This window comes from Kitasatospora sp. NPDC086009, assembly GCF_044540385.1.
Lineage (GTDB): Bacteria > Actinomycetota > Actinomycetes > Streptomycetales > Streptomycetaceae > Kitasatospora.
This window is the reverse complement of sequence record NZ_JBITSA010000009.1, coordinates 180,336-205,466: the sequence shown is the minus strand read 5'-3', so window position 1 is coordinate 205,466 and position 25,131 is coordinate 180,336. Positions and strand designations below refer to the sequence as shown.

Annotated in this window: 22 protein-coding genes; 8 read left to right on the top strand and 14 right to left on the bottom strand. The window is 73.9% G+C overall.

Translation table 11 applies throughout. The features are described 5' to 3' along the window. The 3 genes from ACIF6L_RS22565 to ACIF6L_RS22555 all read right to left on the bottom strand — a co-directional run bounded on the left by ACIF6L_RS22565 (position 1) and on the right by ACIF6L_RS22555 (position 2,719). Positions 1-1,122, bottom strand: a complete 1,122-nt coding sequence (locus tag ACIF6L_RS22565; protein WP_396490007.1) for a TIGR03364 family FAD-dependent oxidoreductase — start codon at positions 1,120-1,122, stop codon at positions 1-3. A 245-nt stretch (positions 1,123-1,367) separates the two neighbouring features. Continuing rightward, on the bottom strand, positions 1,368-2,048 hold the full coding sequence (locus ACIF6L_RS22560) for a phosphatase PAP2 family protein (RefSeq protein ID WP_396490005.1): 681 nt from the start codon (positions 2,046-2,048) through the stop codon (positions 1,368-1,370). Beyond that, on the bottom strand, positions 2,045-2,719 hold the full coding sequence (locus ACIF6L_RS22555; protein ID WP_396490003.1) for a DedA family protein: 675 nt from the start codon (positions 2,717-2,719) through the stop codon (positions 2,045-2,047). Before ACIF6L_RS22555 ends, ACIF6L_RS22560 begins: the two co-directional genes overlap by 4 nt. Before the next feature lie 106 nt (positions 2,720-2,825). On the opposite strand from ACIF6L_RS22555, the gene ACIF6L_RS22550 reads away from it, so the two are divergent. Continuing rightward, positions 2,826-3,284, top strand: a complete 459-nt coding sequence (locus tag ACIF6L_RS22550; RefSeq protein WP_396490001.1) for a BlaI/MecI/CopY family transcriptional regulator — start codon at positions 2,826-2,828, stop codon at positions 3,282-3,284. 408 nt (positions 3,285-3,692) lie between these two features. Further along, the gene (locus ACIF6L_RS22545; RefSeq protein WP_396489999.1) at positions 3,693-5,183 is read left to right on the top strand and encodes a GAF domain-containing protein; all 1,491 of its coding nucleotides are present in this window, start codon (positions 3,693-3,695) and stop codon (positions 5,181-5,183) included. On the opposite strand, the gene ACIF6L_RS22540 is transcribed toward ACIF6L_RS22545, so the two are convergent. Beyond that, positions 5,135-5,635 carry an SsgA family sporulation/cell division regulator gene (locus ACIF6L_RS22540; RefSeq protein ID WP_396489997.1) on the bottom strand — a complete coding sequence of 167 codons (501 nt, stop codon included), beginning with the start codon at positions 5,633-5,635 and terminating at the stop codon, positions 5,135-5,137. The two genes, ACIF6L_RS22545 and ACIF6L_RS22540, sit on opposite strands and share 49 nt — an antisense overlap. 391 nt (positions 5,636-6,026) lie before the next feature. Between ACIF6L_RS22540 and ACIF6L_RS22535 the strand changes: the two genes are divergently transcribed. The 3 genes from ACIF6L_RS22535 (at position 6,027) to ACIF6L_RS22525 (ending at position 9,250) form a co-directional block, all read left to right on the top strand. Then, positions 6,027-7,295: a hypothetical protein gene (locus ACIF6L_RS22535; protein WP_396489995.1), complete on the top strand. Its 1,269-nt coding sequence runs from the start codon at positions 6,027-6,029 to the stop codon at positions 7,293-7,295. Positions 7,296-7,446: 151 nt separating this feature from the next. After that, the gene (locus ACIF6L_RS22530; protein WP_396490097.1) at positions 7,447-8,682 is read left to right on the top strand and encodes a TerD family protein; all 1,236 of its coding nucleotides are present in this window, start codon (positions 7,447-7,449) and stop codon (positions 8,680-8,682) included. 79 nt (positions 8,683-8,761) lie between these two features. Then, positions 8,762-9,250 carry a GNAT family N-acetyltransferase gene (locus ACIF6L_RS22525; RefSeq protein ID WP_359834510.1) on the top strand — a complete coding sequence of 163 codons (489 nt, stop codon included), beginning with the start codon at positions 8,762-8,764 and terminating at the stop codon, positions 9,248-9,250. Positions 9,251-9,268: 18 nt separating this feature from the next. Here ACIF6L_RS22525 and ACIF6L_RS22520 read toward each other — a convergent pair whose 3' ends face one another. The 3 genes from ACIF6L_RS22520 to pruA form a co-directional block, all read right to left on the bottom strand. Then, entirely contained in the window at positions 9,269-9,961 is a 693-nt protein-coding gene (locus tag ACIF6L_RS22520; RefSeq protein WP_352288374.1) for an RraA family protein, read from the bottom strand. Positions 9,962-10,098: 137 nt separating this feature from the next. Then, positions 10,099-11,028 carry a proline dehydrogenase family protein gene (locus ACIF6L_RS22515; protein WP_352288180.1) on the bottom strand — a complete coding sequence of 310 codons (930 nt, stop codon included), beginning with the start codon at positions 11,026-11,028 and terminating at the stop codon, positions 10,099-10,101. Between the two features lie 125 nt (positions 11,029-11,153). Then, positions 11,154-12,782, bottom strand: a complete 1,629-nt coding sequence (gene pruA, locus ACIF6L_RS22510) for an L-glutamate gamma-semialdehyde dehydrogenase (RefSeq protein ID WP_359804415.1) — start codon at positions 12,780-12,782, stop codon at positions 11,154-11,156. Between the two features lie 348 nt (positions 12,783-13,130). On the opposite strand from pruA, the gene ACIF6L_RS22505 reads away from it, so the two are divergent. Then, on the top strand, positions 13,131-14,732 hold the full coding sequence (locus ACIF6L_RS22505; RefSeq protein ID WP_380386645.1) for a PucR family transcriptional regulator: 1,602 nt from the start codon (positions 13,131-13,133) through the stop codon (positions 14,730-14,732). A 113-nt stretch (positions 14,733-14,845) separates the two neighbouring features. Here the strand turns inward: ACIF6L_RS22505 and ACIF6L_RS22500 are convergent, their stop codons facing one another. Both ACIF6L_RS22500 and ACIF6L_RS22495 read right to left on the bottom strand, forming a co-directional pair. Next, positions 14,846-16,327, bottom strand: a complete 1,482-nt coding sequence (locus tag ACIF6L_RS22500; protein WP_396489993.1) for an alkaline phosphatase PhoX — start codon at positions 16,325-16,327, stop codon at positions 14,846-14,848. Between the two features lie 327 nt (positions 16,328-16,654). Further along, entirely contained in the window at positions 16,655-17,800 is a 1,146-nt protein-coding gene (locus tag ACIF6L_RS22495) for a hypothetical protein (RefSeq protein ID WP_396489991.1), read from the bottom strand. A 223-nt stretch (positions 17,801-18,023) separates the two neighbouring features. On the opposite strand from ACIF6L_RS22495, the gene ACIF6L_RS22490 reads away from it, so the two are divergent. Next, the gene (locus ACIF6L_RS22490; protein ID WP_329490036.1) at positions 18,024-18,467 is read left to right on the top strand and encodes a VOC family protein; all 444 of its coding nucleotides are present in this window, start codon (positions 18,024-18,026) and stop codon (positions 18,465-18,467) included. A gap of 52 nt (positions 18,468-18,519) precedes the next feature. Here the strand turns inward: ACIF6L_RS22490 and ACIF6L_RS22485 are convergent, their stop codons facing one another. Then, positions 18,520-20,190: a hypothetical protein gene (locus ACIF6L_RS22485; RefSeq protein ID WP_396489989.1), complete on the bottom strand. Its 1,671-nt coding sequence runs from the start codon at positions 20,188-20,190 to the stop codon at positions 18,520-18,522. A gap of 366 nt (positions 20,191-20,556) precedes the next feature. Between ACIF6L_RS22485 and ACIF6L_RS22480 the strand changes: the two genes are divergently transcribed. Next, positions 20,557-21,888, top strand: coding sequence for an MFS transporter (locus ACIF6L_RS22480; RefSeq protein WP_352288165.1), 1,332 nt, complete (start codon positions 20,557-20,559; stop codon positions 21,886-21,888). 310 nt (positions 21,889-22,198) lie between these two features. Here ACIF6L_RS22480 and ACIF6L_RS22475 read toward each other — a convergent pair whose 3' ends face one another. From ACIF6L_RS22475 to sufC, 4 genes are read right to left on the bottom strand one after another with little or no spacing between them, the layout of a single operon-like run. After that, the gene (locus ACIF6L_RS22475; RefSeq protein ID WP_329490032.1) at positions 22,199-22,579 is read right to left on the bottom strand and encodes a metal-sulfur cluster assembly factor; all 381 of its coding nucleotides are present in this window, start codon (positions 22,577-22,579) and stop codon (positions 22,199-22,201) included. Positions 22,580-22,601: 22 nt separating this feature from the next. Then, entirely contained in the window at positions 22,602-23,063 is a 462-nt protein-coding gene (gene sufU / locus ACIF6L_RS22470) for a Fe-S cluster assembly sulfur transfer protein SufU (RefSeq protein ID WP_396489986.1), read from the bottom strand. A gap of 16 nt (positions 23,064-23,079) precedes the next feature. After that, entirely contained in the window at positions 23,080-24,363 is a 1,284-nt protein-coding gene (locus tag ACIF6L_RS22465; protein WP_380386702.1) for a cysteine desulfurase, read from the bottom strand. Then, positions 24,363-25,127: a Fe-S cluster assembly ATPase SufC gene (sufC, locus tag ACIF6L_RS22460; protein ID WP_329490030.1), complete on the bottom strand. Its 765-nt coding sequence runs from the start codon at positions 25,125-25,127 to the stop codon at positions 24,363-24,365. The genes ACIF6L_RS22465 and sufC overlap by 1 nt, the downstream gene beginning before the upstream one ends. Between the last annotated feature and the right edge of the window lie 4 nt (positions 25,128-25,131).

Sequence of the window (25,131 nt, the reverse complement as noted above, 5' to 3'; positions counted from 1 at the left end):
TTACAGGTTGGCGAGTTCGGCGGTGGTCTCGGCGATGGCCGGCGAGCAGGTCATGCCGCGGCCACCGGGACCGGTGACCAGCCAGACGGCGTCCCGGACCCGCTCCCGGTGGACCACCCGGGTGGTGTCCACGCACTGCGCGTACACCCCGGCCCAGCGGCGGCGCACCCGGGGCAGCGGCCGGCCGAGCAGTTCCTCGGCCACGCCGACCAGGTGGTCGTACGGGTCCTCGACGACGTCGAAGCCGAACGGGTGGTCGTACTCGTGGGTGTCGCCGATGGTGAGGCCGCCGTCCTTGCGCTGGACCATCAGCAGCTGCATCTTGTGCTCGGCGGCGACCGGCGGCTGCGGCTGCGCGGCCTTCAGCCGCTCCAGCGCGTCACCGGCGAAGGCGGGGTAGTAGCGGAAGCTGTCGCCGTCGGCGACCGAGGTGGTGAGCTCCTCGCCGAGCGGGTCGGTCTGCATCATCTGCAGCCGCACCCTGCGGACGGGCAGCTCGGGCGCCAGCTCGCGCACCAGCCCGCCCAGCCAGGCGCCGGTGCAGAGGATCACCAGGTCACCGGTGTGGACGTCGCCGTGGTCGTCGCGGACGGCGTTCTCACCGATCACCTCGCGGACCTCCCGCCCGGGGAGGAAGGTGTACCGGCCGCCGGCCAGCAGTGCGGCGCGCAGCGCGGGCTGGGCGGTGCGCGGCTCGACGGCGGCGTCCCGGTCGCACCGCAGCGCGCCGAGCAGCTTGCCGCGCAGGGCCGGATTGGCGGCTCTGGTCTCGGCCGCGTCGAGCAGCCGGTAGCCGCGCGCGGCGGCGTCCGCCCGGGTCAGCGCCTGTTCGGCGACGGCGAGTTCGACCTCGGTGCGGATCGCGGTGAGCGAGCCGTTGGCCCGGAAGCCGAGCTCGGGCACCCTCGCGCCGATCTCCTCCCACAGTTCGCGGGCCCGCAGCGCGGTGTCCAGTTCCTCACCGCCCGACCGGCCGCTGACCCAGACCAGCCCGAAGTTGCGCACCGAGGCGCCGCGCGCCTCGGACTCGCGCTCCAGGTGGACGACCTCGTGGCCGCGCTCGACGGCCTGCCAGGCGTGCATGCTGCCGAGCACGCCTGCTCCTACGACGATGACTCTCATGCGGCCAGGCTGGTGCCGCGAGGTGGCCGAGGGGAGTCCGAACGGCGGCGCGCAGGTGAACCGACCGAAAAGTTGTACAGCCAACACCGCTCAGGCGGCCGGGCCCGTGCCCGCCCCGGCCGGGGCCGCCGGCGGGAGGCCGGGTCAGCGCACCACGGTCGCCCGCAGGCGGGTGCCCGTCCGAAGGGCCCGCGCCCGGCTCGCCTGCTCTCCCCGCCACCCCGGCCGCACAAGGGCCGGGCAGGTCACGGAACCCGGCGCCGCTGGGTCGCCGGTGACGGCCCGCTGCCGGACGCCGGCGCGACGTCGCCCGCGCCCAGCAGCGGCCGCAGCGCGCCCCGGCGGGCCCGGTCGACCAGCGGTGCGGCCCGGCCGGCGGCCAGCGCGAGCGCGGCCGCCGTCAGAACGCCGACCAGCGCACCGACCAGTACGTCGTGCGGGTAGTGGACGCCGACCCAGACCCGGGAGGCACCCATCAGTGCGGCGGCGGCCACCGCGAACGCGCCCAGCCGCCGGTCCGCGAACCAGAGCGCGGTCGCGGCGGCGAAGGCGATCACGGTGTGGTTGCTCGGGAAGGACCAGTCACCGGCGCCGGGACAGGTCTCCAGCGTGCCGGACACACCCAGCTGGGTGCACGGACGCACCTCCTCGATCACGCTCTTGAACCCGGAGTTGAGGACGAAGGCGACCACCACGATCAGCGGCGAGGCCAGCACCCGCGCCATCACCGCCGGGCCGGCATCGCGGGCCCGCCACCACGCCCGGAGCATGACGACGGCGAACAGCCCCAGCCCCAGCGCGGACCAGATCCGGATCACCTGGTCCAGCCAGGCGGGCGCGGCGTCCGCCCACCCGATCACCCGGCTGTAGAGGCCGCCGTCGATGCCGCTGCCGTCGTAGACGGCCAGCGCACGGGAGGGCGTCACCGGGTGTCACCGCCACGGCGCCGGGCCCTCCGGGCGCGGAACATTTCCAGAACGATCGGGATCACGGAGACAACTACTACCAGACCGATGATGGGGAGGAGGTAACGGTCGATATCAGGCACCGAGGAGCCGAGCGCGTACCCGGCCAGCACCACGCCGACGGTCCAGACCACGCCGCCCACCACCTGCCAGAGGGTGAACGTGCGCACCGGCACCTCCAGCACGCCGCAGAGCGGGTTGAGCACCGTCCGGACCACCGGGATGAAGCGGCCGAGCACGATCGCCTTGCCGTACCCGTACCTGACGAGCAGTTCCTCGGCCCGCTCGGCCCCGTGCCGCAGGCTCTTCCGCTCGGTCCGCCGCAGCAGCGCGCGGCCACCGCGCCGGCCGATCAGGAAGCCGACCTGGGCGCCGATCAGCGCACCGGCCAGGGCGGCCGGCAGGACCTGGGAGAGCTCCAGCCGCGGGCCGTCGGCGCCGCCGGGGGCGCAGAGCAGACCGGCGGTGAACAGCAGCGAGTCGCCGGGCAGGAAGAACCCGACGAGCAGCCCGGTCTCGGCGAAGAGCACGACGGCGATCCCGAGCGCCCCGAAGGCGGCGAGCAGCGACGAGGCGTCCAGCGGGTTCACCGCGAGGGCGTGAACGGCCGGAGTGGCGGACGACTGGAACAAGGCCGGCGGACCTCCCGTACGGGAGGGCGGCGCGGCCGCCCTCGATCGTCTACAGTGCCGTAGACGGTCTACATGACTGTAGACGAATCGGGGAGGAACCGCCGCCATGTCCGACGTACCGCCGGCCCGTCGGCCCGCCGGGGAGCTGGAGGCCGAGGTGCTGGCCGCCCTCTGGGCCGCCCGCGAGCCGCTGACGCCGCAGGACGTCCAGGCGGCCCTCGGCCGCGGCCTCGCGCGGACCACCGTCGCCACGATCCTGGCCCGGCTGCACGACAAGGGCACCGTGGAACGCACCCGGGCGGGGCGCGCCTACGCGTACACCCCGACCGTCCAGGACCGGGCCGGGCTCGCCGCCCGCCGGATGCACACCGAGCTGGGGCGGGAGGCGGACCGGTCCACCGTGCTGGCCCGCTTCGTCTCCGACCTCTCCGGCGAGGACGAGCGGCTGCTGCGCGAGCTCCTCGGCGGCGGCGACGGTACCGGCGCCGGGGCCGACACCGGCGGGGACGGGCCCCCGGACGGGAGCGCGGGCCCGAGGGGCGCCACCGGGCCGGTCACCCCGTGATCCTGACCGTCTGGGTGCCGCTGCCGCTGCCCTTCCTCGCCGTCCGGCCGCCCCGCCGCCCCGCCGCCCCGCATGTGGACATGCGCCCCCCGCGCGCCTCCATGCGCCGAGCGCGCACCGAGGCTGCCCGGGAGACCCGCCGCCCGCACGCCCTCGCGCACCACCTCCGCGCCCCACCTCCGAGCCCTCCGCGTCCGGGCCCGCGCCCTGCCCCACTCCCCCGGACCGCACCGCCCCGGTGGTCGATTTTCGGCCGCGCGGCACTCATAACTTGTTGGCATGTCCACTCTGATACCGGTGACCGGCCCTAGTTGGCCGACCCCGTCCCCAGGACCGGGCGGCCCCCGTACGCTTTCGTCAGCGCGTCGGCCCCGACGCGCCCTCGATCGGCGGCGAGGAGCAAACCGAGTGCGGCAGACCGGACGGCAGAACCGACGGCCAGAGCCCCGAAGTCCGTCGAGCCCGGCGGAGCTCGCCAGGCTGCACGACCGCGCCCTGGCCGAACCCGTCACCCACGGACCGGCCCGGGAGGCCGGCCCGGGAGGCACCGACCCGCTGCCCGGGCCCCGCCCGGAGATCGGCGACTCCTGGGCCCGGCTGCGCCGCCTCGGCCTGGACCCGGACGCCGGCGCCGCCACCGTCCACCTGGGGCCGGCCGAGGTCGAGCACCGCCGCCGCGCCAGCGGCCTCGACATCCTGCTGCCGGTGCTGCGTGACACCCTGCTCGCCCCGGCCGACCACGTCCCGCTGATCCTCGCCATCGCCGACGCCGAGGGCCACATCCTCTGGCAGGAGGGCGAGCGCAGCCTGCGCCGCAGCGCCGACCGGATCGGGTTCCTCACCGGCGCCCGCTGGATCGAGGAGAGCGTCGGCACCAACGGCATCGCCTCCGCCCTGCGCGCCCAGCGGCCGATGCAGGTCCACTCCGCCGAGCACTACCTGCGCAGCCACCACTCCTGGACCTGCGTCGCCGCCCCCGTGCACGACCCGGGCACCGGCCGGCTGGTCGGCGCCATCAACCTCAGCGGCCCGGCCGGCAACGTCCGCCCGTACCTGCTGCAGCTGACCGCCACCGCCGCCCGGCTCGCCGAGACCGAACTGCGCGCCCGCCGCCTGGAGTCGCTGCACCACCTGCGCACCCTGGCCGCCCCGCTCCTGGCCCGGGTGGACGGCCCGGCCCTGGTGGTCGACGCGGCCGGCTGGATCGCCTGCGCGGCCGGCCTGCCGCCCCCGGTCCGGCTGCGGCTGCCCGCCGAGGGCTGGAGCCCGGCCGCGGTGCACTGGCTGCCCGGCATCGGCGAGTGCTCCGTCGAGCCGCTCGCCGACGGCTGGCTGGTCCGGCCGCTGGGAGACGAACGGACGGCCGACGGCGCCGCCGCGGTGACCGCCGAACAGGCCGAGGGGGCCCGGCTCCGGCTCGACCTGCGCCGGCCGGACCGCCCCGAGCTGTCGGTGCGCGGCGCCGCCGGCAGCTGGTCGCACGCGCTCAGCCCGCGCCACGCCGAACTGCTGCTGCTGCTCGCCACCGAGCGCTCCGGGCACAGCGCGGCGCAGCTCGCCGACGCGCTCTTCGGCGACCCGGCGCGGACGGTGACGGTCCGCGCCGAACTCTCCCGGCTGCGGCGCTACTTGGGCGGCCTGCTGGCCCACCGGCCGTACCGGTTCGCCGATTCGGTCCTGGTCACCGTGGACGGACCGGACGACCCGTACGACCTGCTGCCGGTCTCCTCCGCGCCGGCCGTGCGCCGGTTGCGGGCGGCTCTGGCCGCGGGCGCCGTCCGGCTGCCGGGCGGTCCCCCGCTGCCGGCCCCGCGCGCCCCGGGCGACGACGTCGCCCCGGCGTCCCGGCCTCAGCCGCCGGCCAGCAACGCGGACAACTGGGCGTCGGTCGGGCCGTAGGCCTGCTCGGCCTCCTCGGAGACCAGCCCGTACGTCCGGTCCAGCCACGCCTGAACCCTGGGCTTGGAGACCTCCAACAGGGCACTGCCGTGGGGGGATTCGAGGGCCAGGTGCAACGTCGAGCCGTGGCACGGACAGTAGGCCGGCCACAGCTTGACGTCGCCCTGGCCGCTCAGCGAGCGCAGGCCGTCGCGCAGCAGATCACGCGAGAACACCCAATCGGCCTCGTCCGGCCGCCCCAGATGGAACGTCAGCAGTACCTCGTACGGACGCTCGGCATCGAACCGGAATCGCGTCCGCACCTCGCCGACGACTTCCTCGCCCAGCGAGATCCGCAGTGTCAGCACCTCCTCCACCGCCGCCGGAGCGGCGGTGGAGCCTGCCTCATCGCCGCCCGTGGGGGTGGCGGCGAGAGGGGCACTGGAGGGTGCTGACAACGGGTCGGACGGCATGACGGGCTCTCCGGGACGGCGTGGGATTCCCCCACCTTGCGCCACCGGAGCCCGGACCGGCAAGGGTTGCAAGGAGGTTGCAATAATCCGCGCACCGACGGCCCGGGCCGCGCAGGCCTTGTCAGACGGACCGTCAACTTCCGTTCGGGGAAAGGCCGTCCACGGAGTTGATCGATCCCGCACGAGGGCTGGCCAGGGCCCGGGCAGCCGCTGGTACGCTCGTCCCCCTGCCGGCGCGGGCTCCTGCGCGTCCACCGGCGGACCCGCACGAGCGACCCCGGACGAACCCGGGTGAACCGGCGGCAGTCCGCCCATGACGGCGATTCGGGCCTGTCGGCAGCGCATGGGAGAATGCGGCGACTCAGCGACGGCTTCGGGGAGGGAGGGTCGGGTGGCTCTGCGCGAGGAGATCGGGCCGGACGCGCGGCACGAGCGCGACCTGCCGCGCGAGCGGCACGGCCGGCACGGCCGGCCCAAGCCGTTCGGGGGCCGGCTCCGGCTGCCCACCCTGCGGTTCTCCGGCGCCGCGATGGCGATGTCCACCGTGGTCGGCATCAGCATCGCCACCACCTGGCTGCTCCACGAGCAGCAGGGCGTCGGACGCCGCGCCGGAGTGGCCCAGGTCGGGTCGAGCCCGCCGCCCACCCCCGGCGCCGACCGGGCCGACGCCGCCTCCGCGCCCGACTCCTCGCAGGCGCCGGCCGCGCCGCTGCCGTCCGGGCGGCCCACCGTCCGCCCCGCCGGCCCCGCCACGTCCGAGTCGCACGCCTCGCACCCGCCCGTCTCCGGCGTCCCGGCACCCCGCTCGCCCGCCCCGGGCTCGGCCGTGCCGCTCGCCGAGGGCCGGACCGGCGGCCGGAGCGCCTCCGACACCCCGTCGTCCCAGGCCCTCGGCCCCTCCCCGCAGCAGGACGGCCTGACCGCCGCCACCGCGCCGCCGCCCACTGACGGGCCGTCCTACCAGCGGCCCGAGCCCGTGGAGTCCGGCCAACCGCTCGCGGCCCGATCGCCCGAGCCGCCCAAGCCGCTCGCCCCCGCGCCCGGCGCGCAGGACCCGACCACCGTCCCCAAGGACCCGACCGGCGGTACCGCCCCGGGCCCGGGCGACCCCGACGACACGGTCGACCACGCGCTCACCGGCGCCGCACTCGTCCAGTCGCTCGGCCGCGACGGCACCCGGCACGTCCTCACCCTGACCGTCACCGAGCCGCTCACCGCGCTGCAGGCCGAACTCCGGCTCGCGCCGGACGCGGCGGCCCCTGGCGGTCCGGCACCGGACGCCACCGCCGCCACCGCTCCCTCCGGCACCGCCTGGACCGACCTGGCCGGCGCCGTGGTCACCACCCACCACGAACGCGGCACCCTGGTCTACCGCTTCACCACCCCGCCCGGCACCGACGTCCCGCCCGGCCGCTACACCTTCGGCGTCCGGCACACCCGCCCGGCCGCGACGCCGGGCACCGCGGCGCCCGCCACCGGCGCGCCCACCACCGGCGTCCCCGGGGCCGCGCCCGCACCGGCCGCACCGGGGCGCGGGGAGAGCGTGCCCACCGGCCCCGGCAAGGCCGCCCCGGCCGAGAGCTGGAGCGCCTCGGCGTTCGGCATCCACCACCCGCGGGCCGTCGCCGCGCTGGGAGCGTTCGCCGTCGGACCGAACTGACCGACCGTCCGACAACCCGACAGGTCACCGCCTTGATCGGGCTCGTCTCGACAACCCCGTTCGTTACTGTGGGTACCACTCGGCACGGCGCCCCGACTCGGGTCCCGCACGCCGTGCCACCGCATCCGAGGAGGAGTTCGTGTCCACGGTCCTGACCCAAGGCGGCAACGCCCCGCTGACCGCCGCGCGGGTGACCGTCGAGGTCACCGCACCCAAGGCGCTGGACGTCTCCGGCCTGCTGCTGACCGAGGCCGGAAAGGTCCGCTCGGACGCCGACTTCGTGTTCTTCAACGCCCCGCACGGCCCCGGTGTCACCCACCGCCCGGCCTCCGGCGGGACCCCGGACGCGATCACCATCGACACCGCCGCCGTCCCGGCCGGCATCACCAAGATCGTCGTCACGGCGAGCCCCGACGAGGCCGGCGCCACCTTCGCCGGCATCGAGCCGACCGCGACGGTCCGGGACGCCGACTCCGGCCAGGTCCTGGTCACCTTCACCGCTCCCCAGCTGGGCCGCGAGACCGCGCTGATCGTGGTCGAGGTCTACCAGCGCGGCGGCGCCTGGAAGGTCCGGGCGGTCGGCCAGGGCTACGCCAACGGCCTGGCCGGCATCGCCACCGACTTCGGCGTCACCGTGGAGGACGAGCCCGCCCCGGCGGCCGCCATCGCCACCCCGGTCGCCCCGCCGGTCACCGCCCCGGCCCCGGCCCCGGCTCCCGCCCCGGCCCCGGTCGCCCCGGTCGCCCCGCCGCTGCCGCAGAGCGCTCCCCCGATGCCGCCGGCCCCGCCCGCCGGCCCGCCGGCCCTCACCAAGATCACCCTGGACAAGGGCCGGGTGAACCTCACCAAGGGCGGCTCGGTCTCCCTGGAGAAGAACGGCAAGCCCTTCCTCTCCTCCGTCCGGATGGGACTCGGCTGGGAGCCCGCCGGCCGCGGCCGCAACATCGACCTGGACGCCTCCTGCATCGCCTTCGACGCCAAGCGGGAGAAGCTGGACACCGCCTGGTTCATGAAGCTGGGGATCTTCAACGGCGCCGTCGCCCACTCCGGCGACAACCTCACGGGCGCGGGCGGCGGTGACGACGAGTCGATCACCGTCCACCTGGACGGCCTGCCGCCCGAGGTCTGCGGCCTGGTCTTCGTGGTCAACTCCTTCTCCGGCCAGAAGTTCACCGACGTCAAGAACGCCTACTGCCGCCTGGTGGACGCCGGTTCGGACCAGGAGCTGGTCCGCTTCGACCTCACCCAGTCCGAGCCGCACACCGGCGTGGTGATGTGCAAGCTGGTCCGCCAGTACTCCGGCGAGTGGGTGATGACCGCGATCGGCGAGTACGTGGACGCCAAGACCGCCCGCGCCATGGTCAAGCCCGCCGCCTCGATGCTCTGACCCCCCGGGTGCCCGGGCCCGCCGCCCGGGCACCCGAAAACCGCTGGCCGGAGGCCGGTCGGCGTGCCATCCTGTCCGGATGTTGATCAGGGAAGCCACCCCCGAGGACTGGCCGTCCATCTGGCCGTTCTTCCACGTCATCGCCGCCGCGGGCGAGACGTTCACCTACCCGCTCGACCTGACCTTCGAGCAGGGCCGTGAGTGGTGGCTCCTCCCCGCCCCGAGCCGCACCGTGGTCGCGGTCGCCGAGGACGGCACCGTCCTCGGCAGCGCCAAGATGAACCGCAACCACCAGGGCAACGGCTCGCACATCGCGAGCGCCAGCTACATGGTCGACCCGGCGCACTCCGGCCGGGGCGTCGGGCGCGCGCTCACCGAGTACACCCTGGACTGGGCGCGTGCGGCGGGCTACCGCGCCATGCAGTTCAACGCCGTGGTGGCGAGCAACGAGCGCGCGGTGGGGCTGTACCGGTCGCTCGGCTTCGAGATCCTGGGCACCCTCCCCGAGGGCTTCCGCCACCCCGTCCACGGGTACGTCGGCCTGCACGTCATGCACCGCGCGCTCTGAACTCCGGCCCGCCGCCCGCTACTCCTCGATCGCGCCGCCGACCCGCCGCAGGTGCTGCCGGAAGCTGTACGACGGATCGGCGGCCCGCCGCACCAGGTAGTCGTCGAACGCGGTCTGCCGGCGCAGCGTGTCGCCCGAGCGGATCCGCTCGGCCTGCGCGCGCTCCGTCCGCGCGATCCCGCCCGCCACCTCCAGCACCTCGTCGACCCGGGCGGCCGGCACGAACAGCACGCCGTCGGCGTCCCCGAACACCACGTCCCCGGCGCTCACCAGGTGCGTCCCGAACCGGGCGGTGACCAGCGCCTCCGGCTCCCGCTCGTCGAGCCGCAACGGGCCCAGCGGCAGCGCGCCGTAGCTGAACAGCGGCAGCCCGATCTCCACCAGCTCCGGCGTGTCCCGGTGCAGGCCCCACACCACCACCCCGGCCACCCCGGCGGCCTTCGCCTCCAGCACCGCGAGGTCCCCGACGCATGCCTCGTCGACCCGCCCGCCGTTGTCGACGACCAGCACGTCCCCGGGCTCGGCCGCGCCGAACGCCTCCAGGAACACGTCCACGCTCCCGTAGTGCCGCACCGGTAGCACCCGCCCCGCGACCCGCCGCCCCGCCACCACCGGCCCGACCCCCGCCGGAGCCACCCGCAACCCCACCCCCACCCGCACACACGCATCCGCCACCAACGGCGTCGACAACTCCGCGAAGGCCTTCAGCACCTCAGCCACCTGCCCAACTCGACGCGAACCGACCACACTTCACCACCCCCGATCCTAGGCCGCCCCGCCGCCCCCGACGACGGACGACCCGCACCCCCCTTCCACAAGGGGTGCGGGCCGTCCGTACAGCAGGGGCTTCAGCCGCGGGTCGCCATGGCCCGCAGGAAGAAGGTCAGGTTGGCCGGGCGCTCGGCGAGGCGGCGCATGAAGTAGCCGTACCACTCCTCGCCGTACGGCAGGTACACCCGCATGGTGTTGCCCTCGCCGGCCAGGCGCAGCTGCTCCTCGGGGCGGATGCCGAACAGCATCTGGTACTCGAAGGAGTCGCGCTCGCGGCCGTTCCACTGGGCGAGCTGGCCGGCGATCTTGATCATGTTGGGGTCGTGCGAGGCGATCATCGGGTAGCCCTCGCCGGCCATCAGGATCTTCAGCGCGCGGACGTAGGCGAGGTCCACCTCGTGCTTGCCCTGGAAGGCGACCGACTCGGGCTCCTTGTAGGCGCCCTTGCAGAGCCGCACGCGGGAGCCGGGGCCGGAGAACTCGCGGCAGTCGGCCTCGGTGCGGCGCAGGTAGGCCTGGAGCACGACGCCCAGCCAGGGGAAGTCGGCCCGCAGCTCCCGCGCGATGGCGAGGGTGGAGTCCGTGGTGGTGTGGTCCTCCATGTCGAGGGTCACCGTGGTGCCCGCGTCGGCGGCCGCCTCGCAGATCCGGCGGGCGTTCTCCAGCGCGATCTTCTCGCCGTCCACCGGCAGGAACTGGCCGACGGCCGACAGCTTCACCGAGACCTCGGCGCCGGCCGCCAGGCCGGTGTCCTTGAGCGCGGCGAGCAGGTGCTCGTACGCCTCGGCGGTCCCGGCGGCCTGGGCGGCGTCCTTGGTGTCCTCACCGAGGTGGTCCAGGGTGACCTTGCGGCCGGTGGCGACCAGGTCGTCGCAGGCGGTGACGGCGTCGTCGAGGGCCTCGCCGGCGACGAACCGCTCGACTATCGCGTGGGTCGGCGGGAACTTCTCGACGACGGTGCGGACCTGCGGGGAGCGGGAGGCCGCGAGAAGGGCGGAACGGAGCATCGTGACTCCTGGAGCTGGTGCTTCTAAGGGTGGCAGAAGGAGGTGGCGGGGGCGGGCGGCCAGGGGGTGGGGCCGCCCGCCCCCGCGGGGACACCCGGCTGCGGGACCGGGCGTCGGCGGGGCACTCAGCCCATGTGCGGGTAGCGGTAGTCGGTCGGCGGGACGAAGGTCTCCTTGACCGAACGGGTCGAGGTCCAGCGCGCCAGGTTCTGCTTGGCGCCGGCCTTGTCGTTGGTCCCGGACGCCCGGCCGCCGCCGAAGGGCTGCTGGCCGACGACCGCGCCGGTCGGCTTGTCGTTGATGTAGAAGTTGCCGGCCGCGAACCGCAGCTTGTGCATCGCGTCCTGGGCGGCCGCGCGGTCCTGGGAGATGATCGAGCCGGTCAGGCCGTAGGGCGACACCGACTCCATCTGGGCCAGCATCTCCTCGTACTTCTCGTCCTCGTAGACGTGGACGGCGAGGATCGGGCCGAAGTACTCGTCCTTGAAGTACTCGCTCGCCGGGTCCGCGCAGACCAGCACGGTCGGGCGGACGAAGTAGCCCACCGAGTCGTCGTACGTGCCGCCGGCCAGCACCTCGACGGAGTCGTCCGCCCGGGCCCGGTCGATCGCGGCCTTGTTCTTGGCGAACGCGCGGTCGTCGATGACGGCCGACATGAAGTTCGACAGGTCGTTGACGTCGCCCATGGTGAGGCCCTCGACCTCGTCGCGGAAGGCGTCCTTGAGGCCGGCCCAGAGCGAGGCCGGGACGTAGGCGCGGGAGAGCGCCGAGCACTTCTGGCCCTGGAACTCGAAGGCGCCGCGGGTCATCGCGGTCTTCAGCACGGCCGGGTCGGCGGACGGGTGGGCGACCAGGAAGTCCTTGCCGCCGGTCTCGCCGACGATCCGCGGGTAGGTGCGGTAGCCGGAGATGTTCTCGCCGACGGTGCGCCACAGGTGCTGGAAGGTCGGGGTGGAGCCGGTGAAGTGGATGCCGGCCAGCGCCGGGTGCTTCAGCGCGACGGCGGAGACGTCCAGGCCGTCGCCGGTCACCATGTTGATGACGCCCTTGGGCAGCCCGGCCTCCTCCAGCAGCTGCATCAGCAGGTGCGCGGAGAACTGCTGGGTCGGGGAGGGCTTCCAGAGCACCACGTTGCCCATCAGCGCCGGCGCGGTCGGCAGGTTGCCGGCGATGGCGGTGAAGTTGAACGGGGTGATCGCGTAGACGAAGCCCTCCAGCGGGCGGTGGTCGCTGCGGTTCCAGACCCCGTCCGAGGAGATCGGCTGCTCGGCCAGGATCTGCCGGGCGAAGTGCACGTTGAAGCGCAGGAAGTCGACCAGCTCGCAGGGGGTGTCGATCTCGGCCTGCTGCGCGGTCTTGGACTGGCCGAGCATGGTGGCCGCGGCCAGCGTCTCGCGCCAGGGGCCGGCCAGCAGGTCGGCGGCCCGGAGGAAGATCGCGGCGCGCGAGTCGAAGGAGAGCGCCTGCCAGGCCGGAGCGGCGGCCAGGGCAGCGTCGATGGCGTCCTGCGCGTCGGCCTGGGTGGCGTTGCGCAGCGTTCCGAGCCTCGCCGCGTGGTTGTGCGGCTGGACGACGTGGATCTCGGTGCCGCCGCCGAGGCGGCGCTCACCGTTGATCGTCATGGTCAGCTGGACCGGCTCCTGGCCGCCCAGCTCCTTCAGCTTGGCCTCCAGGCGGGCCCGTTCGGGGCTGCCGGGGGCGTAGCTGTGGACCGGCTCGTTCACCGGCGCGGGGACCTGGGTCACAGCATCCATGAGCGCACGCTCTCCTTCGGTTCATGCGGGGGGATGCCGACGCGGGTCGCACGTCGGCCACAGGACGAACGCTATTCCTGCACCGGGCTCCACTTGATTGGCCGGGCGGCTAAAGTCCCCCGTACGGCGTTGTCCGGCCCGACGAAGGGGTCACGGCGCGGTCACGGCCACCGCCGGGCGGGCCACCGGACCCGCCGGCCGCCGGCCGGGCCGCTCGCCCACTCCCGAGGCCTGTCCGCCCCGCTAAAATCGGCGGTACGCGATGGTCCGTTCGCACGATGCTCGACGGTCCGTTCGCACCACTCGCACTGATCCGCCCCGGTTCGCACGAGCGTGAAGGAGCCTCCGGTGTCGCAGCCCGCCGGCCTCCCGCTCCGTCAGCTGCTGATGTCCCTCGGCGAACCGCTGGTCGAGCTCCAGGCCGCCCCGCTGGGCCTGGACGTCGCGGTGCGCGACGTCGCGATCCTCGACCCGGAGGACCCTCCCACCGCCGCTCCCGGCGAACTCGTGCTCGCCATCGGCGCCCGGGGCCGGGCCGCGCTCCCCGCGCTGCGCGCGGCCGGCCGGGCGGGCGCCGCCGCGGTCGCGGTGAAGCTGGACGGCCCCGGCCAGGCCGACGCGCTGCGGGAGGCGGCCACCGAGGCGGGGGTGGCACTGCTCTCGGTCCGCCGGGAGACCCGGTGGGAGCACCTGGACTCGCTCGCCCGGGCGATCATCGCCGGCCCGGACACCGCGGACGCCGCGGGCGCCCCCGAGCACAACGCGGGCGACCTCTTCTCGCTCGCCCAGACCGTCGCCGTGCTCACCCATGGCATCGTCTCGATCGAGGACACCTCCAGCCGGGTGCTGGCCTACTCCCGCTCTTCGGACTCCGACGAGGTGGACGACCTGCGCCGGCTCTCCATCCTCGGCTGGCAGGGCCCCGAGCCCTACCTCTCCAAGCTGCGCGAGTGGGGCATCTTCCAGCACCTGCGCACCTCGGACTCGGCCATCGCGGTGGACCCGCACCCGGAGCTGGGCCTGCGCCGGCGCCTGGCGATCGGCATCCGGACCGGCGCCCAGCCGCTCGGGACGATCTGGGTGCAGGAGGGCGCCCAGCCGCTGGCGCCGCTCGCCGAGCAGGCGCTGGTCGGCGCGGCCCGGGTGGCGGCGGCGCAGCTGGTCCGGCGGCGGCGGGAGCTGTCGGCGGACGTCCGGCTGACCCGCACCCTGCTCACCGGCCTGCTGGAGGGCTCGACCGGGCCGCAGTCGCTCGCCACCCACCTGGGCCTGGACCTGCGCCGGCCCGCCACCGTGCTGGCGTACAGCGCGCCGACCACCGAGGCGCTGACCCGCGCCGAGGTGACCGGCCTGATCTCGGTGCACACCGCCGCCCGCCACCGCAGCGCGCTGCTCGCCCCGATCGAGTCCCGGGTCTACGTGCTGCTGCCCGAGCTGCCGGCCGGCCTGCCGATGACGACGGTCCGCGACTGGGCGCAGGAGGTGGTGGAGGCGGCCCGGGACCACCTGGGCGTCCCGCTGCGGGCGGCGATCGGCTCCACGGTGGACGGCCTGGCCCAGGTACCCGACTCCCGGGCGCAGGCGGACCGGATCCTGGACGCCATGGGCCGGGGCGGGGTGGACCTGGAGGTCGCCGCACTGATCGACGTCCAGGCGGAGGTCCTGGTCAGCGAGATGCTGGCCCTGCTGCAGGAGCGCTCGGGCCTGCGCGACCCGCGGCTGACCGCCCTGACCGCGTACGACCGCCGGCACGGCACCCGGCTCGCGGAGTCGGTGCTGGCCTGGCTGGACGCGCTGGGCGAGGTCCGGGTCGCGGCGGACGCCCTGCACATCCACCCCAACACCCTGCGGTACCGGGTGCGCCGGGCCGAGCAGCTCACCGGTGTCGACCTCGCGCAGCCGCAGCAGCGCCTGCTGGCCATGCTCCAGCTGCGCCTGCCGGAGGAGTGACGCCCGCGTCCGGGGGCTCGGGAAAGCCGGACCGGGCAAACACGACCGGGAAAGCACGACCGGGAAAGCCGGGAGGGGCCCGCCGGAGCGGGCCCCTCCCGGCCTCAGCCTGATCAGGCGCCGTAACCCTGACCGCGCTTGTGCTCGTTCAGGCGGTGCCACGGGCCGGTGATGGCCAGCTGGATGCCCGGGGTCTGGATGTTGGCGAACAGCGTCTTGCCGTCGTCCGAGAAGGTGACGCCGGTGAACTCGCTGAACTCCGGCTTCTCGGCGGAGCCGATGTTGAGCTCGTTGCGGGCGATCGGGTAGGTCAGCCCGTCCTCGGTGGCACCGAACAGGTGCGAGACGCCCTCGCCGTCCTCGGCGATCACGATGCCGCCGTACGGCGAGACGGTGATGTTGTCCGGGCCGTCGAAGTTGTCGTGGTCGCCCCAGACGTCGGTGTTGACGCCGAGCAGCACCTTCAGGGTGATGGTGCGGCGGACGGGGTTGAAGAACCAGACCTGGCCGTCGTGCTGGAGCGGGCTCTCCGAGCGGGCGAAGCTGGAGACGAAGTAGAAGCCGCCGTCACCCCACCACATGCCCTCCAGCTTGCGGGCGCGGGTGACCTCGCCGTCCTTGAACTGCTTGCGGATGGAGACGGTCCTGGCGTCGCGGTCCTGGACCTTGACCCAGTCCACGCCGTAGGTGGTGCCGACCTTGGTGGCGCGCGACAGGTCGTCGATGAACTTGCCCTGCGCGTCGAAGACCTTGAAGGCCTCCAGCGTGCCGGCGTCGTCGGCGAGCTTGCGCAGCTGGTAGCGGCCGTGCTTGAAGCCGGCCGGCGGGGTCCAGCGGAACAGCAGCCCGTTGGGGTTCGAGGCGTCCTCGGTCAGGTAGACGTGGCCGCGCTTCGGGTCCACCACGACGGCCTCGTGCGCGTAACGGCCGAAGGCCTTCACGGGCTTGGGGTCGAGGTTGTACTCGTCGTCGAACGGGTCGACCTCGAAGATGTAGCCGTGGTCCTTGGTGAAGCCGTTCTTGCCGGCCTTGTCCTCGGTCTCCTCGCCGGACAGCCAGGTGCCCCACGGGCTCACGCCACCGGCGCAGTTGGTGGAGGTGCCGGCGATGCCGACCCACTGCTCGACCGTGCCGTTGCGCTTGGCGTGCACGATGGTGCAGCCGCCGGCGGCGCCCGGGTCGTAGACGTGGCCCTCGGTCAGCGGCACCGGGTACGCCCAGCCGGAGCGGGCGCCGCTCAGCTCGTGGTTGACGACCAGCAGGTTGCCGCCGCGCTCGTCCTCGAAGGCGGAGGTGCCGTCGTGGTTGCTGGGCGTGAACTCGCCGGTGCGCAGCCTGGTGACGCCCGCGCGGTTCACCACCTTGTAGCTGAAGCCCTTGGGCAGCGCGAGCAGGTTCTCCGGGTCCTTGACCAGCGCGCCGTAGCCGACCGCGGCACGCTCGGCGTCGGCGGTCGCGGCGTCCCGCACCTCGCCGCCGACCGGGGCGGCGATCGCGCCCGGGGCACTGGCCAGCGCCTCGGCGCTACCGGCGATCAGCACGCCGGCCCCGACGAGGGTGGAACGGTTGACGAAGTCCCGACGGGACAGCGACATGTGAGTCACTCCTGAGAGGTGGGGCGCCGACCGGAGCGGAGCCCGGTACGTGGCGTGCGAGGTGTCGAGGTAGCTCGTCGACGCCTGCAGACTCCGCCGGTGTGATGAACGCCCGGTGAAGCGGACACCGCGTCAGGGTGTTCATTTGCCGACCGTATTCGAATCCATGACCCGTTCTTTGCCCCGTGCACCGCAGGTCACGGCCGCGCCGCAGAACAGAACCGCGGAACAGCGCCACCGAACAGCCGCGGAACGGAGCCGGAGAACGGAGCCGGAGAACAGCCGCGGAACGGAGCGGCACCCGGCGCGGTGGTCCGTCGGCGGCCCTCACCGCCCCGCGCGGGCCGCCCGCCACTGCTCCCAGGCCGCGAGCCAGAGCTGCTCGCCGATCCGCTCCTCCTCCCAGCCGTCGCCCGCCGCGCCGGCACCGTCCGCCCGGTCCCGCCAGAGCTGCTCCCAGGCACGCTGCGCGGGCAGGCTCGCCACCTCGCTGGCGAAGACCGTGTAGCGGATGACCTCCTCGATCGCGGCCGCCCCCTCCACCGTGCCGACCACCCACTGGGTCTGCCGGGACAGCCGGTTGAGGTGGTTGACCATCGCGGTGACCGCCGCGACCGCCTCCTCCCGGCTCTCCGAGCCGAGCCGCATCTGCTGGCGGACCGCGGCCTCCCAGCGCAGCGCGCCGGTCTCGCCGCGCAGCCCGCGCGGCAGCCGCGGCGTGCGCCCGGCCCGGACCTGCGCCTCGATCGCCGCGGACTCGGCGATGCCGTGCTCGATCACCGCCCGGTGCGCCTCCAGCCCGACCGTCGGCGGGAGTTCGCGCTCCTCGACCGGGACGTACCGGGCCCGGCGGGCGGCGAGGCCGCGCAGCAGCGCCGTCCGGCCGCGCAGATGCCGCTCGACGTCCTCGATCGGGGCCAGTTCGAGGCTGCCCGGCACCACGCCGCGCCCGCAGACCGTGACGGTCAGCCCGTCCACCCGGAACCGGCCCGCCCAGACCGGGCCGGCGCCGGGGGTGGCGCCGAGGCCGGGCAGCGGGGCGTCCGGCCGGTCCCAGGGGTCGCGCAGGTCCTCGTGGACCTCCACCGCGCACGGCTCGCCGTCCACGGTGATCCACTCGCGCAGCGCCCGGACCCGGCCGGGGCAGTCGCCCTCGTCGACGCCGAGTTGCTCGTAGACCCGGTCGCGCTCCTCCTCGACCACGTCCTCCAGCTCGGGCAGCGCGCCCGGCCGGTCGGCCCCGGGACGGTAGGTGCGCACGGTGACGTACGGGCCGTCGGCGGAGGTCCAGTCGCCGGAGCAGACCTCGACCCAGGACAGCCGGCCGTCACAGGTCTCGAACGCGGTCAGCGCGTCACCGCCCGGGTCGGCGCCGCGCACGACGCCGTACACCGGGAAGCCGGCCGCGGCCAGGGTGCGGCGGGAGAACTCCTCCTGGTCGGTGAAGCGGTCCTCCCGTCCGCACGGGTCCATCCACCGCGCGCCGTCCCCCCGGAGACCGTCCTGCCTGCCACCGCTCTCCCGCGTCATCCCGCGCCGCACCCCCGTGTCCTCGCCGCCCGCACACCGCCTGCGGGACACGATACGTGGCCCGACCTGCCGGGTCATCAGCTCCTTTGCCCCGCCGGACGGATCGCCACCCGCGCCGTCGTGTCAGGACGCGCGTTTGTCAGTGCCGCTTCCTACGCTGTCGGGCATGACAGCAACCCAGGACTTTCCCGCCCGCATCAGCATCGTCACCCTCGGGGTGACCGATCTCGACCGCAGCGCCCGGTTCTACGAGGACCTCGGGTGGCGCCGTTCGTCGGTCTCCAGCCCGGAGATCGTCTGGTTCCGCACCGCCGACTCGGTGCTCGGCCTCTTCCCGACCGACGAGCTGGCCGCCGACGCCGGGGTCCCCGCCCTCGGCGAGCCGTCGTTCCGGGGCGTCACCCTCGCGGTGAACCTGGAGTCGACCGAGCGCGTGGACGCCGCCCTGCGGACGGCCGTCGAGGCGGGCGCCACGGTGGTCAAGCCCCCGACCGCGACCAGCTGGGGCGGTTACTCGGGCTACTTCGAGGACCCGGACGGCCACCTGTGGGAGCTGGCCCACAACCCGTTCTTCCCGTTCACCGCGGAGGGCTCACTGGACCTGCCGTGACCGGCCGGGCGCCCCGCCCCGGCCGGTCCGGCCCCGCACGCCCCCTGGGCCCTCAGCTCTTCGAACGCGCCTTGAAGGCCGCCTTGCGGGCCTCCTTGGCCACCGTCCGGTCGAGGTGCAGCTCGCCGACCGCCTCCAGCACGTCCGCCGTGTAGGGGTGGTCGACCCGCCAGAGCTCGCCGAAGTAGCTCGCCGGGTTGCCGGTCACCGGCAGGTCGGCGATCAGCTCGCGAAGCAGTTCGGCGTCGCCGCCGGTGTCGAGCAGCTGGGCGGCGAAGGTGTCGATCACCGTCCACAGCGCCATCCCCCGCTCCGGCGCGGGCACATCGGTGGCGCCGAGATCCACCAGCCAGGCCCGCGCGGCCCCGCCCAGCTCCGGGTCGTCCAGCACCTCCCGGACGGCGGGCTCGGCGGGCCGGCCGATCATGCCCAGCGCCAGCCGGCTGAGCATCCGGCGCATCGGGGCGTACGCGTCGTTGCCGCGCGACGCCGCGAGCAGCTCGCGGGCCGCGTCCACCGGCTCCCGGTCGGTCACCCAGACCTGCAGCTCCTCCTCGGGCAGCACGTTGGCGGCCTCGCAGATCCCGCGCAGCAGCTCGGCTGCATCCCCCTGGGCCAGCTCGCCGACCAGCGGCGCGTCGTAGCCGTCCTCCAGCAGCCACTGCCGGATGCCGTACTGGCCGAGCGGGGTGAGCCGGACCAGGCCGAAGCGGGCCGACTCCTCCTCGTCCAGCGGCTCGTCGCCGACCCCGCCGCCGAGGGGCTCCTGCCCCTCCTCCTCGTCGAACAGTTCCGGGTCGATCGGGCGGTAGTCCAGCACGCCGAGTTCGGCGAGGTCGTTCAGCATCGGGTCCAGCGCGACCATCACATCGGTGATGTCGCCGAGCAGCTCCTCGCTCGGCTCCTCTCCCTCCGGGACGACCAGCAGCGCGGCCAGCACGCCCAGCGGCACGGTCTCGGTGCCCGGGTCGGCGAAGGCGGTCGTCTCGTAGAGCACCTGGAGCGCCTCGTCGAGCAGCTCGGCGGCCTCCTCCCGGGCCTCCTCGACCCGCGCCAGCCGCTCCTCGTCGTCGTCATCCTCCGACTCCGGCTCCGGCTCCGCCGCGGCCCCGGCGCGCTCGGCCGCCTCCTCGGCGGCCTCCTCCTCCGGCAGCGAGTCGGCCTCCACGGCCAGCTCCCGGACGATCCCGGCGGCGGTCAGCCAGAGCTCCAGGACGGTCTCCGCGTCCCCCCGCTCGGCCGGCTCCAGGTCCGGCCCGGGAATGGCCACGTGCTCACCGGCGGCGGTGGTGCCGATCTCGATGAGGTCCAGGTCGCAGGCCAGCGACCAGGCCCGCATCGCCTCGACCACGGCCTCCTCCGGCGCCTCCCCCTGCTCGGGCGCGAGGCCGAGCAGCCGGGCGGCGGGCGCCCGGTCCGGACCGGTGAGGTCGCCGAACTCGTCCACCTCCCGGTGCGGGGCCGTCCAGCGGGCCAGCTTCAGCGCGTACCCGAACATCGGCACGGCCTTCGCCTGGTCGGCCAGCTCGGACTCGGCCGGCAGCCGGACCGGCGGCACCAGCACGGCGGCGTCGTCCAGGTCTTCGTCGTCCAGCCCGTGCGCGGCGAACGCCCCATAGAGGTCCTGCAGCTCCAGGTCGGCGGGCAGCACAGCGCCGACCGCCCCCTCGTCCGGCGCACCCGCCGACGAAGCCCCAGCGTTCTTACGACGTCGTCCGGCCATTGTCGCGCGTTCTCCCTACAGCCAGCGGCCGGCCGATCCGTTCCGGCCGCAGTGGATCAGCTCCCTGTGCCGGTCCACTACCTCAGCGTATAGGCCGGGCACCCCCGATGCCCGGCCTCCAGGGGCGCGCGCCGCAACCGTGCGCCCACCCCTTATCCTTCGAATCGGCACCGTGCACACCCCGCGCGGGCCACCGGGCAACGAAGCCCCTCCACCCTCCTCGCCCGGCTCCGGGACGGAGGGTCCCATGCTCACCCGCTCCACCAGGAAGTCCCCGCACCGAGGCCACCACCACAGCGCCACCGGACGGGCGCGCCGGCACACCCCGCCGACCTTGGTGGTGCCCGGCCACAGGAGACCCCTGCCATGGCGGACCTCTCCCCTGCCGGCTCCGGCCTGCGCACCGCGCAGTTCGACGGACGCCGACTGTCGGAGGCCCTGCTTCCCCTGGAGCTCGCCCCGCGCGCCCAGCTCCAGCTCGCCGCGATCAGCCGATGGAACGCGCTCCGCGGCGTCCGCGTCGGCCTCGTCGCCGGCGCCCTCCTCCTCATGCTGATCGGTGCCAACCTGGCCACGCCGATCTACCCGCTGCTCCAGCAGCGGCTCTCGCTGACCGCGCTCGACACCACGATCCTCTTCACGGTGTACGTGTTCGCGCTGGTCCCGGTGCTCGCCGCGGTCGGCCACTGGTCCGACCACCTCGGCCGGCGCGCGCTGATCCTGCCCGCCGTGGCCCTGGCCGCCGCCGGGGACGTCGTCTTCGCCACCTCGGGCAGCTTCTGGCAGCTCGCCCTCGGCCGCGCCGTCCAGGGCGTCGCGGTGGGCCTGTCCACCGGCGCCGCCGGAGCCGCCCTCGGCGACCTGCTGCCCGACCACCCCACGCTGGCGGCCAAGCTCACCCTGGCCTGTTCGGCGGGCGGCGTGGCGATCGGCCCGGTGGTCGGCGCCCTGCTGGCCGGCGGCTCCGACCCGCTGATGACGCCCTTCCTGCTGCATGCCGTCGCCCTGCTCGCGCTCTGTGTGCCGCTCGCCCTGGTCCACCCCCGGATGCCCGGCCGCAGCCGCCCGCCGGCCTCCCCGCCGCGCATCACCACCCCGGCGCACCTGCGCCCGCAGCGCCTCGCCCTGCCGTCCACCGGCCGCCGGGCGTTCCTGCTGGCCTCGGCCGCCGGGTTCATCTCCTACGCGGTCTTCGGCGTCTACCTCAGCCTGGCCCCGGCCTTCTCCGCCAAGCTGCTGCACACCGACTCCCGGCTGACCGGCGCCGTGGTGGCCGCGCTGCTGCTCGGCTCCTCCGCCGTGGCCCAGCTGCTCGTCCCGCCGACCGCCGACCGGCTGGTCATCGCCCTCGGCATGACCGGTCTGGCGACCGGCCTCGGCCTGGTCGTCACCGCCCAGTACACCGGCACACCGGCGCTGCTGTTCATCGGCAGCGTCCTCGGCGGCTCCTGCCAGGGGGTCGCCTTCCGCTCGCTGTTCACCGGCGCGGTGGCCGCGATGAACCCGGAACGCCGGGGCTCCGAGCTCAGCTCCCTCTGGGTCATCGTCTACCTCGGCAGCTCGCTGCCGATCGTCGGCGTCGGCGCCCTCGTCCAGCGCTACGGCCTGCTCCCGGCCACCAGCGGCTTCGTCGGCCTCGCCGCCGTCCTCTGCGTCGCCCTGGCCGTCGCCGTCGCCCGCCGGCCCCGCACCGCCTGACCGACGCGGGAAGGCCGCTGCCCGGTACGGATCCCGTACCGGGCAGCGGCGTTCTCGAGCCCTGCTCCGCCCAGGGCTTCCAGGTCTCCGTGGAGACCTCGAACCCGAACGGCTCCGGGAGCCGAAGCGGCTCACCGAACTTCCACTCGCCGAGCACCCGGTAGCTCCCCTCGCCCCGGCCCGGCTCACCGAACAGCCCGTCGCGGTCGCGGCACCAGCGTGGCCGCCCGCTCGCAGACATACCACTGCCGCGCGAATGATTCCCCCGAAGGAGAGACTCGCGCGGCAGTGGGTTGACGCAGGACGTCCGTCAGACGTTGAAGCCGAGGGCGCGGAGCTGCTCGCGGCCGTCGTCGGTGATCTTGTCCGGGCCCCACGGCGGCATCCAGACCCAGTTGATGCGCAGGTCCTGGACGAGGCCGTCGGTGGCGGTCTTCGCCTGGTCCTCGATGACGTCGGTCAGCGGGCAGGCCGCCGAGGTGAGCGTCATGTCGATGGTGGCCACGTCGGACTCGTCGATGTGGATGCCGTAGATCAGGCCCAGGTTGACGACGTCGATGCCCAGCTCGGGGTCGACGACGTCCATCAGGGCCTCGGTCAGGTCCTCGACGGAGACGGTGCCGGCGGTGGTGCCGACGATGACGGTCGGACCCTCCTCAGCGGAAGGGGCGGGCGTCTCGGTGTCACTCATGTGTCTGTCCTCCTCTTCTGCTTCAGTCGTTCAGGTCGTGCACGGCGGGCTGCTCGGCCAGGGCCTTGGCGGTGGCGTCCTTCCAGGCCATCCAGCTGAGCAGCGCGCACTTGACCCGGGCCGGGTACTTGGAGACGCCGGCGAACGCCACCGCGTCCTCCAGCACCTCCTCGTCCCCCTCGCCCTGGCCCTTGCTCTGCATCAGCTCCAGGAAGGCCTCCTGGACGGCCTGCGCCTCGCCGACGGTCTTGCCGACCACCAGGTCGTTCAGCACCGAGGCACTGGCCTGGCTGATGGAACAGCCCTGCGACTCGTACGAGACGTCCACGACCGTGGCCCCGTCGAGCCGCACCCGCAGGGTGATCTCGTCCCCGCAGGTCGGGTTGACGTGGTGCACCTCGGCGTCGCCGCCCCGCAGCCCCTTGCCGTGCGGGTTGCGGTAGTGGTCCAGGATGATGTCCTGGTACATCGAGTCGAGCTTCATGTCGTGGGCCGTCCCGTCAGCCGAAGAAGTTCCGGACGTGGTGCAGGCCGTCGATCAGGGCGTCGACCTCGCCCGGCGTCGAGTACAGGTAGAACGACGCCCGCGTGGTCGCGGGAATTCCGTACCGCAGGCAGACCGGCCGCGCGCAGTGGTGGCCGACGCGCACGGCGATGCCCTGCTCGTCCAGCACCTGGCCCACGTCGTGCGGGTGGATGTCGCCCAGCGTGAAGGAGATCGCGGCGCCCCGGTCCACGGCCGTGCGCGGACCGATGATCCGCAGGTCCGGGACCTCCAGCAGCCGCTCCACCGCGTACGCGGTGATGGCGTGCTCGTGCGCGGCGATCCGGTCCATGCCGATGTTCGACAGGTAGTCGATGGCCGCGCCGAGCCCGACCGCCTGGGCGATCGGCGGGGTGCCGGCCTCGAACTTGTGCGGCGCCGGGGCGTAGGTGGACGAGCCCATGGTGACGGTCTCGATCATCTCGCCGCCGCCGAGGAACGGCGGGAGGTCCTCCAGCAGCTCCTGGCGGCCCCAGAGCACGCCGATGCCGGTCGGGGCGAGCATCTTGTGGCCGGTGAAGGCGACGAAGTCGGCCTCCAGCGCCTGCACGTCCAGCACCATGTGCGGCGCGGCCTGCGAGGCGTCGATGACGACCAGCGCACCGACGTCCTGGGCCTTGCGCACGATGGCCTCGACCGGGTTCACCGTGCCGAGCAGGTTGGAGACCAGGGTGAACGAGACGACCTTGGTCTTCTCGGTGATCAGCTCGTCGATGTTGGACAGGTCGAGCCGGCCCTCGTCGGTCAGCCCGAACCACTTCAGCTTCGCGCCGGTGCGCTGCGAGAGCAGCTGCCACGGGACGATGTTGGAGTGGTGCTCCATCTCCGTGATGACGATCTCGGAGTCGGCGTCCACCCGGTACGGCTCGTCCGCCCAGGTCAGCATGTTGGCGACCAGGTTGAGCGACTCCGAGGCGTTCTTGGTGAAGACCACCTCGTTGCGGCTCGGCGCGTTGACGAAGGCCGCGACCTTGTCACGGGCGCCCTCGTACAGCGCCGTGGCCTCCTCGGCGAGCACGTGGACGCCGCGGTGCACGTTGGCGTTGTGCCGCTCGTAGTAGGCGTTCAGCGCCTCAAGCACCTGGCGCGGCTTCTGCGAGGTGGCGGCGTTGTCCAGGTAGACCAGGGGCTTGTCGTCGTGCAGCAGGCGCTGCAGGACGGGGAAGTCCTTGCGGATCGCATCGGTGTCGAGCAGACCCGGCAGGCCCGTGGCGGGGCCACTCGTCTCGGGGGTATGGATCACTCGGAAGCGCCACCCTTCACGTAGGACTCGTAGCCCTCTTCCTCCAGCTTGTCGGCGAGCTCGGCGCCGCCGGACTCGACGATGCGGCCGGCCGAGAAGACGTGGACGTAGTCGGGCTTGATGTAGCGCAGGATGCGGGTGTAGTGGGTCACCAGCAGGGTGCCGACCTCGCCGGTCGAGCGGACCCGGTTGATGCCCTCGGAGACGACCCGCAGCGCGTCGACGTCCAGACCGGAGTCGGTCTCGTCGAGGATCGCGATCTTCGGCTTGAGGAGCTCCAGCTGGAGGATCTCGTGGCGCTTCTTCTCACCGCCGGAGAAGCCCTCGTTGACGTTGCGCTCGGCGAAGGCCGGGTCCATCTGGAGGGCCGCCATCGCCGCCTTGACCTCCTTGACCCAGAGCCGCAGCTTCGGGGCCTCGCCGCGGACGGCGGTGGCGGCGGTGCGCAGGAAGTTGGAGACCGAGACGCCGGGGACCTCGACCGGGTACTGCATGGCCAGGAAGACACCGGCCCGGGCCCGCTCGTCGACGGACATCTCCAGGACGTCCTCGCCGTCCAGCAGCACCGAGCCACTGGTGACGGTGTACTTGGGGTGTCCCGCCAGCGAGTACGCCAGGGTCGACTTGCCGGAGCCGTTCGGACCCATGATCGCGTGGGTCTCGCCCTGCTTCACGGTCAGGTCGACGCCCTTCAGGATCTCCCGGGGGCCGTTCTCCGCCTCGACGGTGACGTGCAGGTCGCGGATTTCAAGGGTTGCCATATGT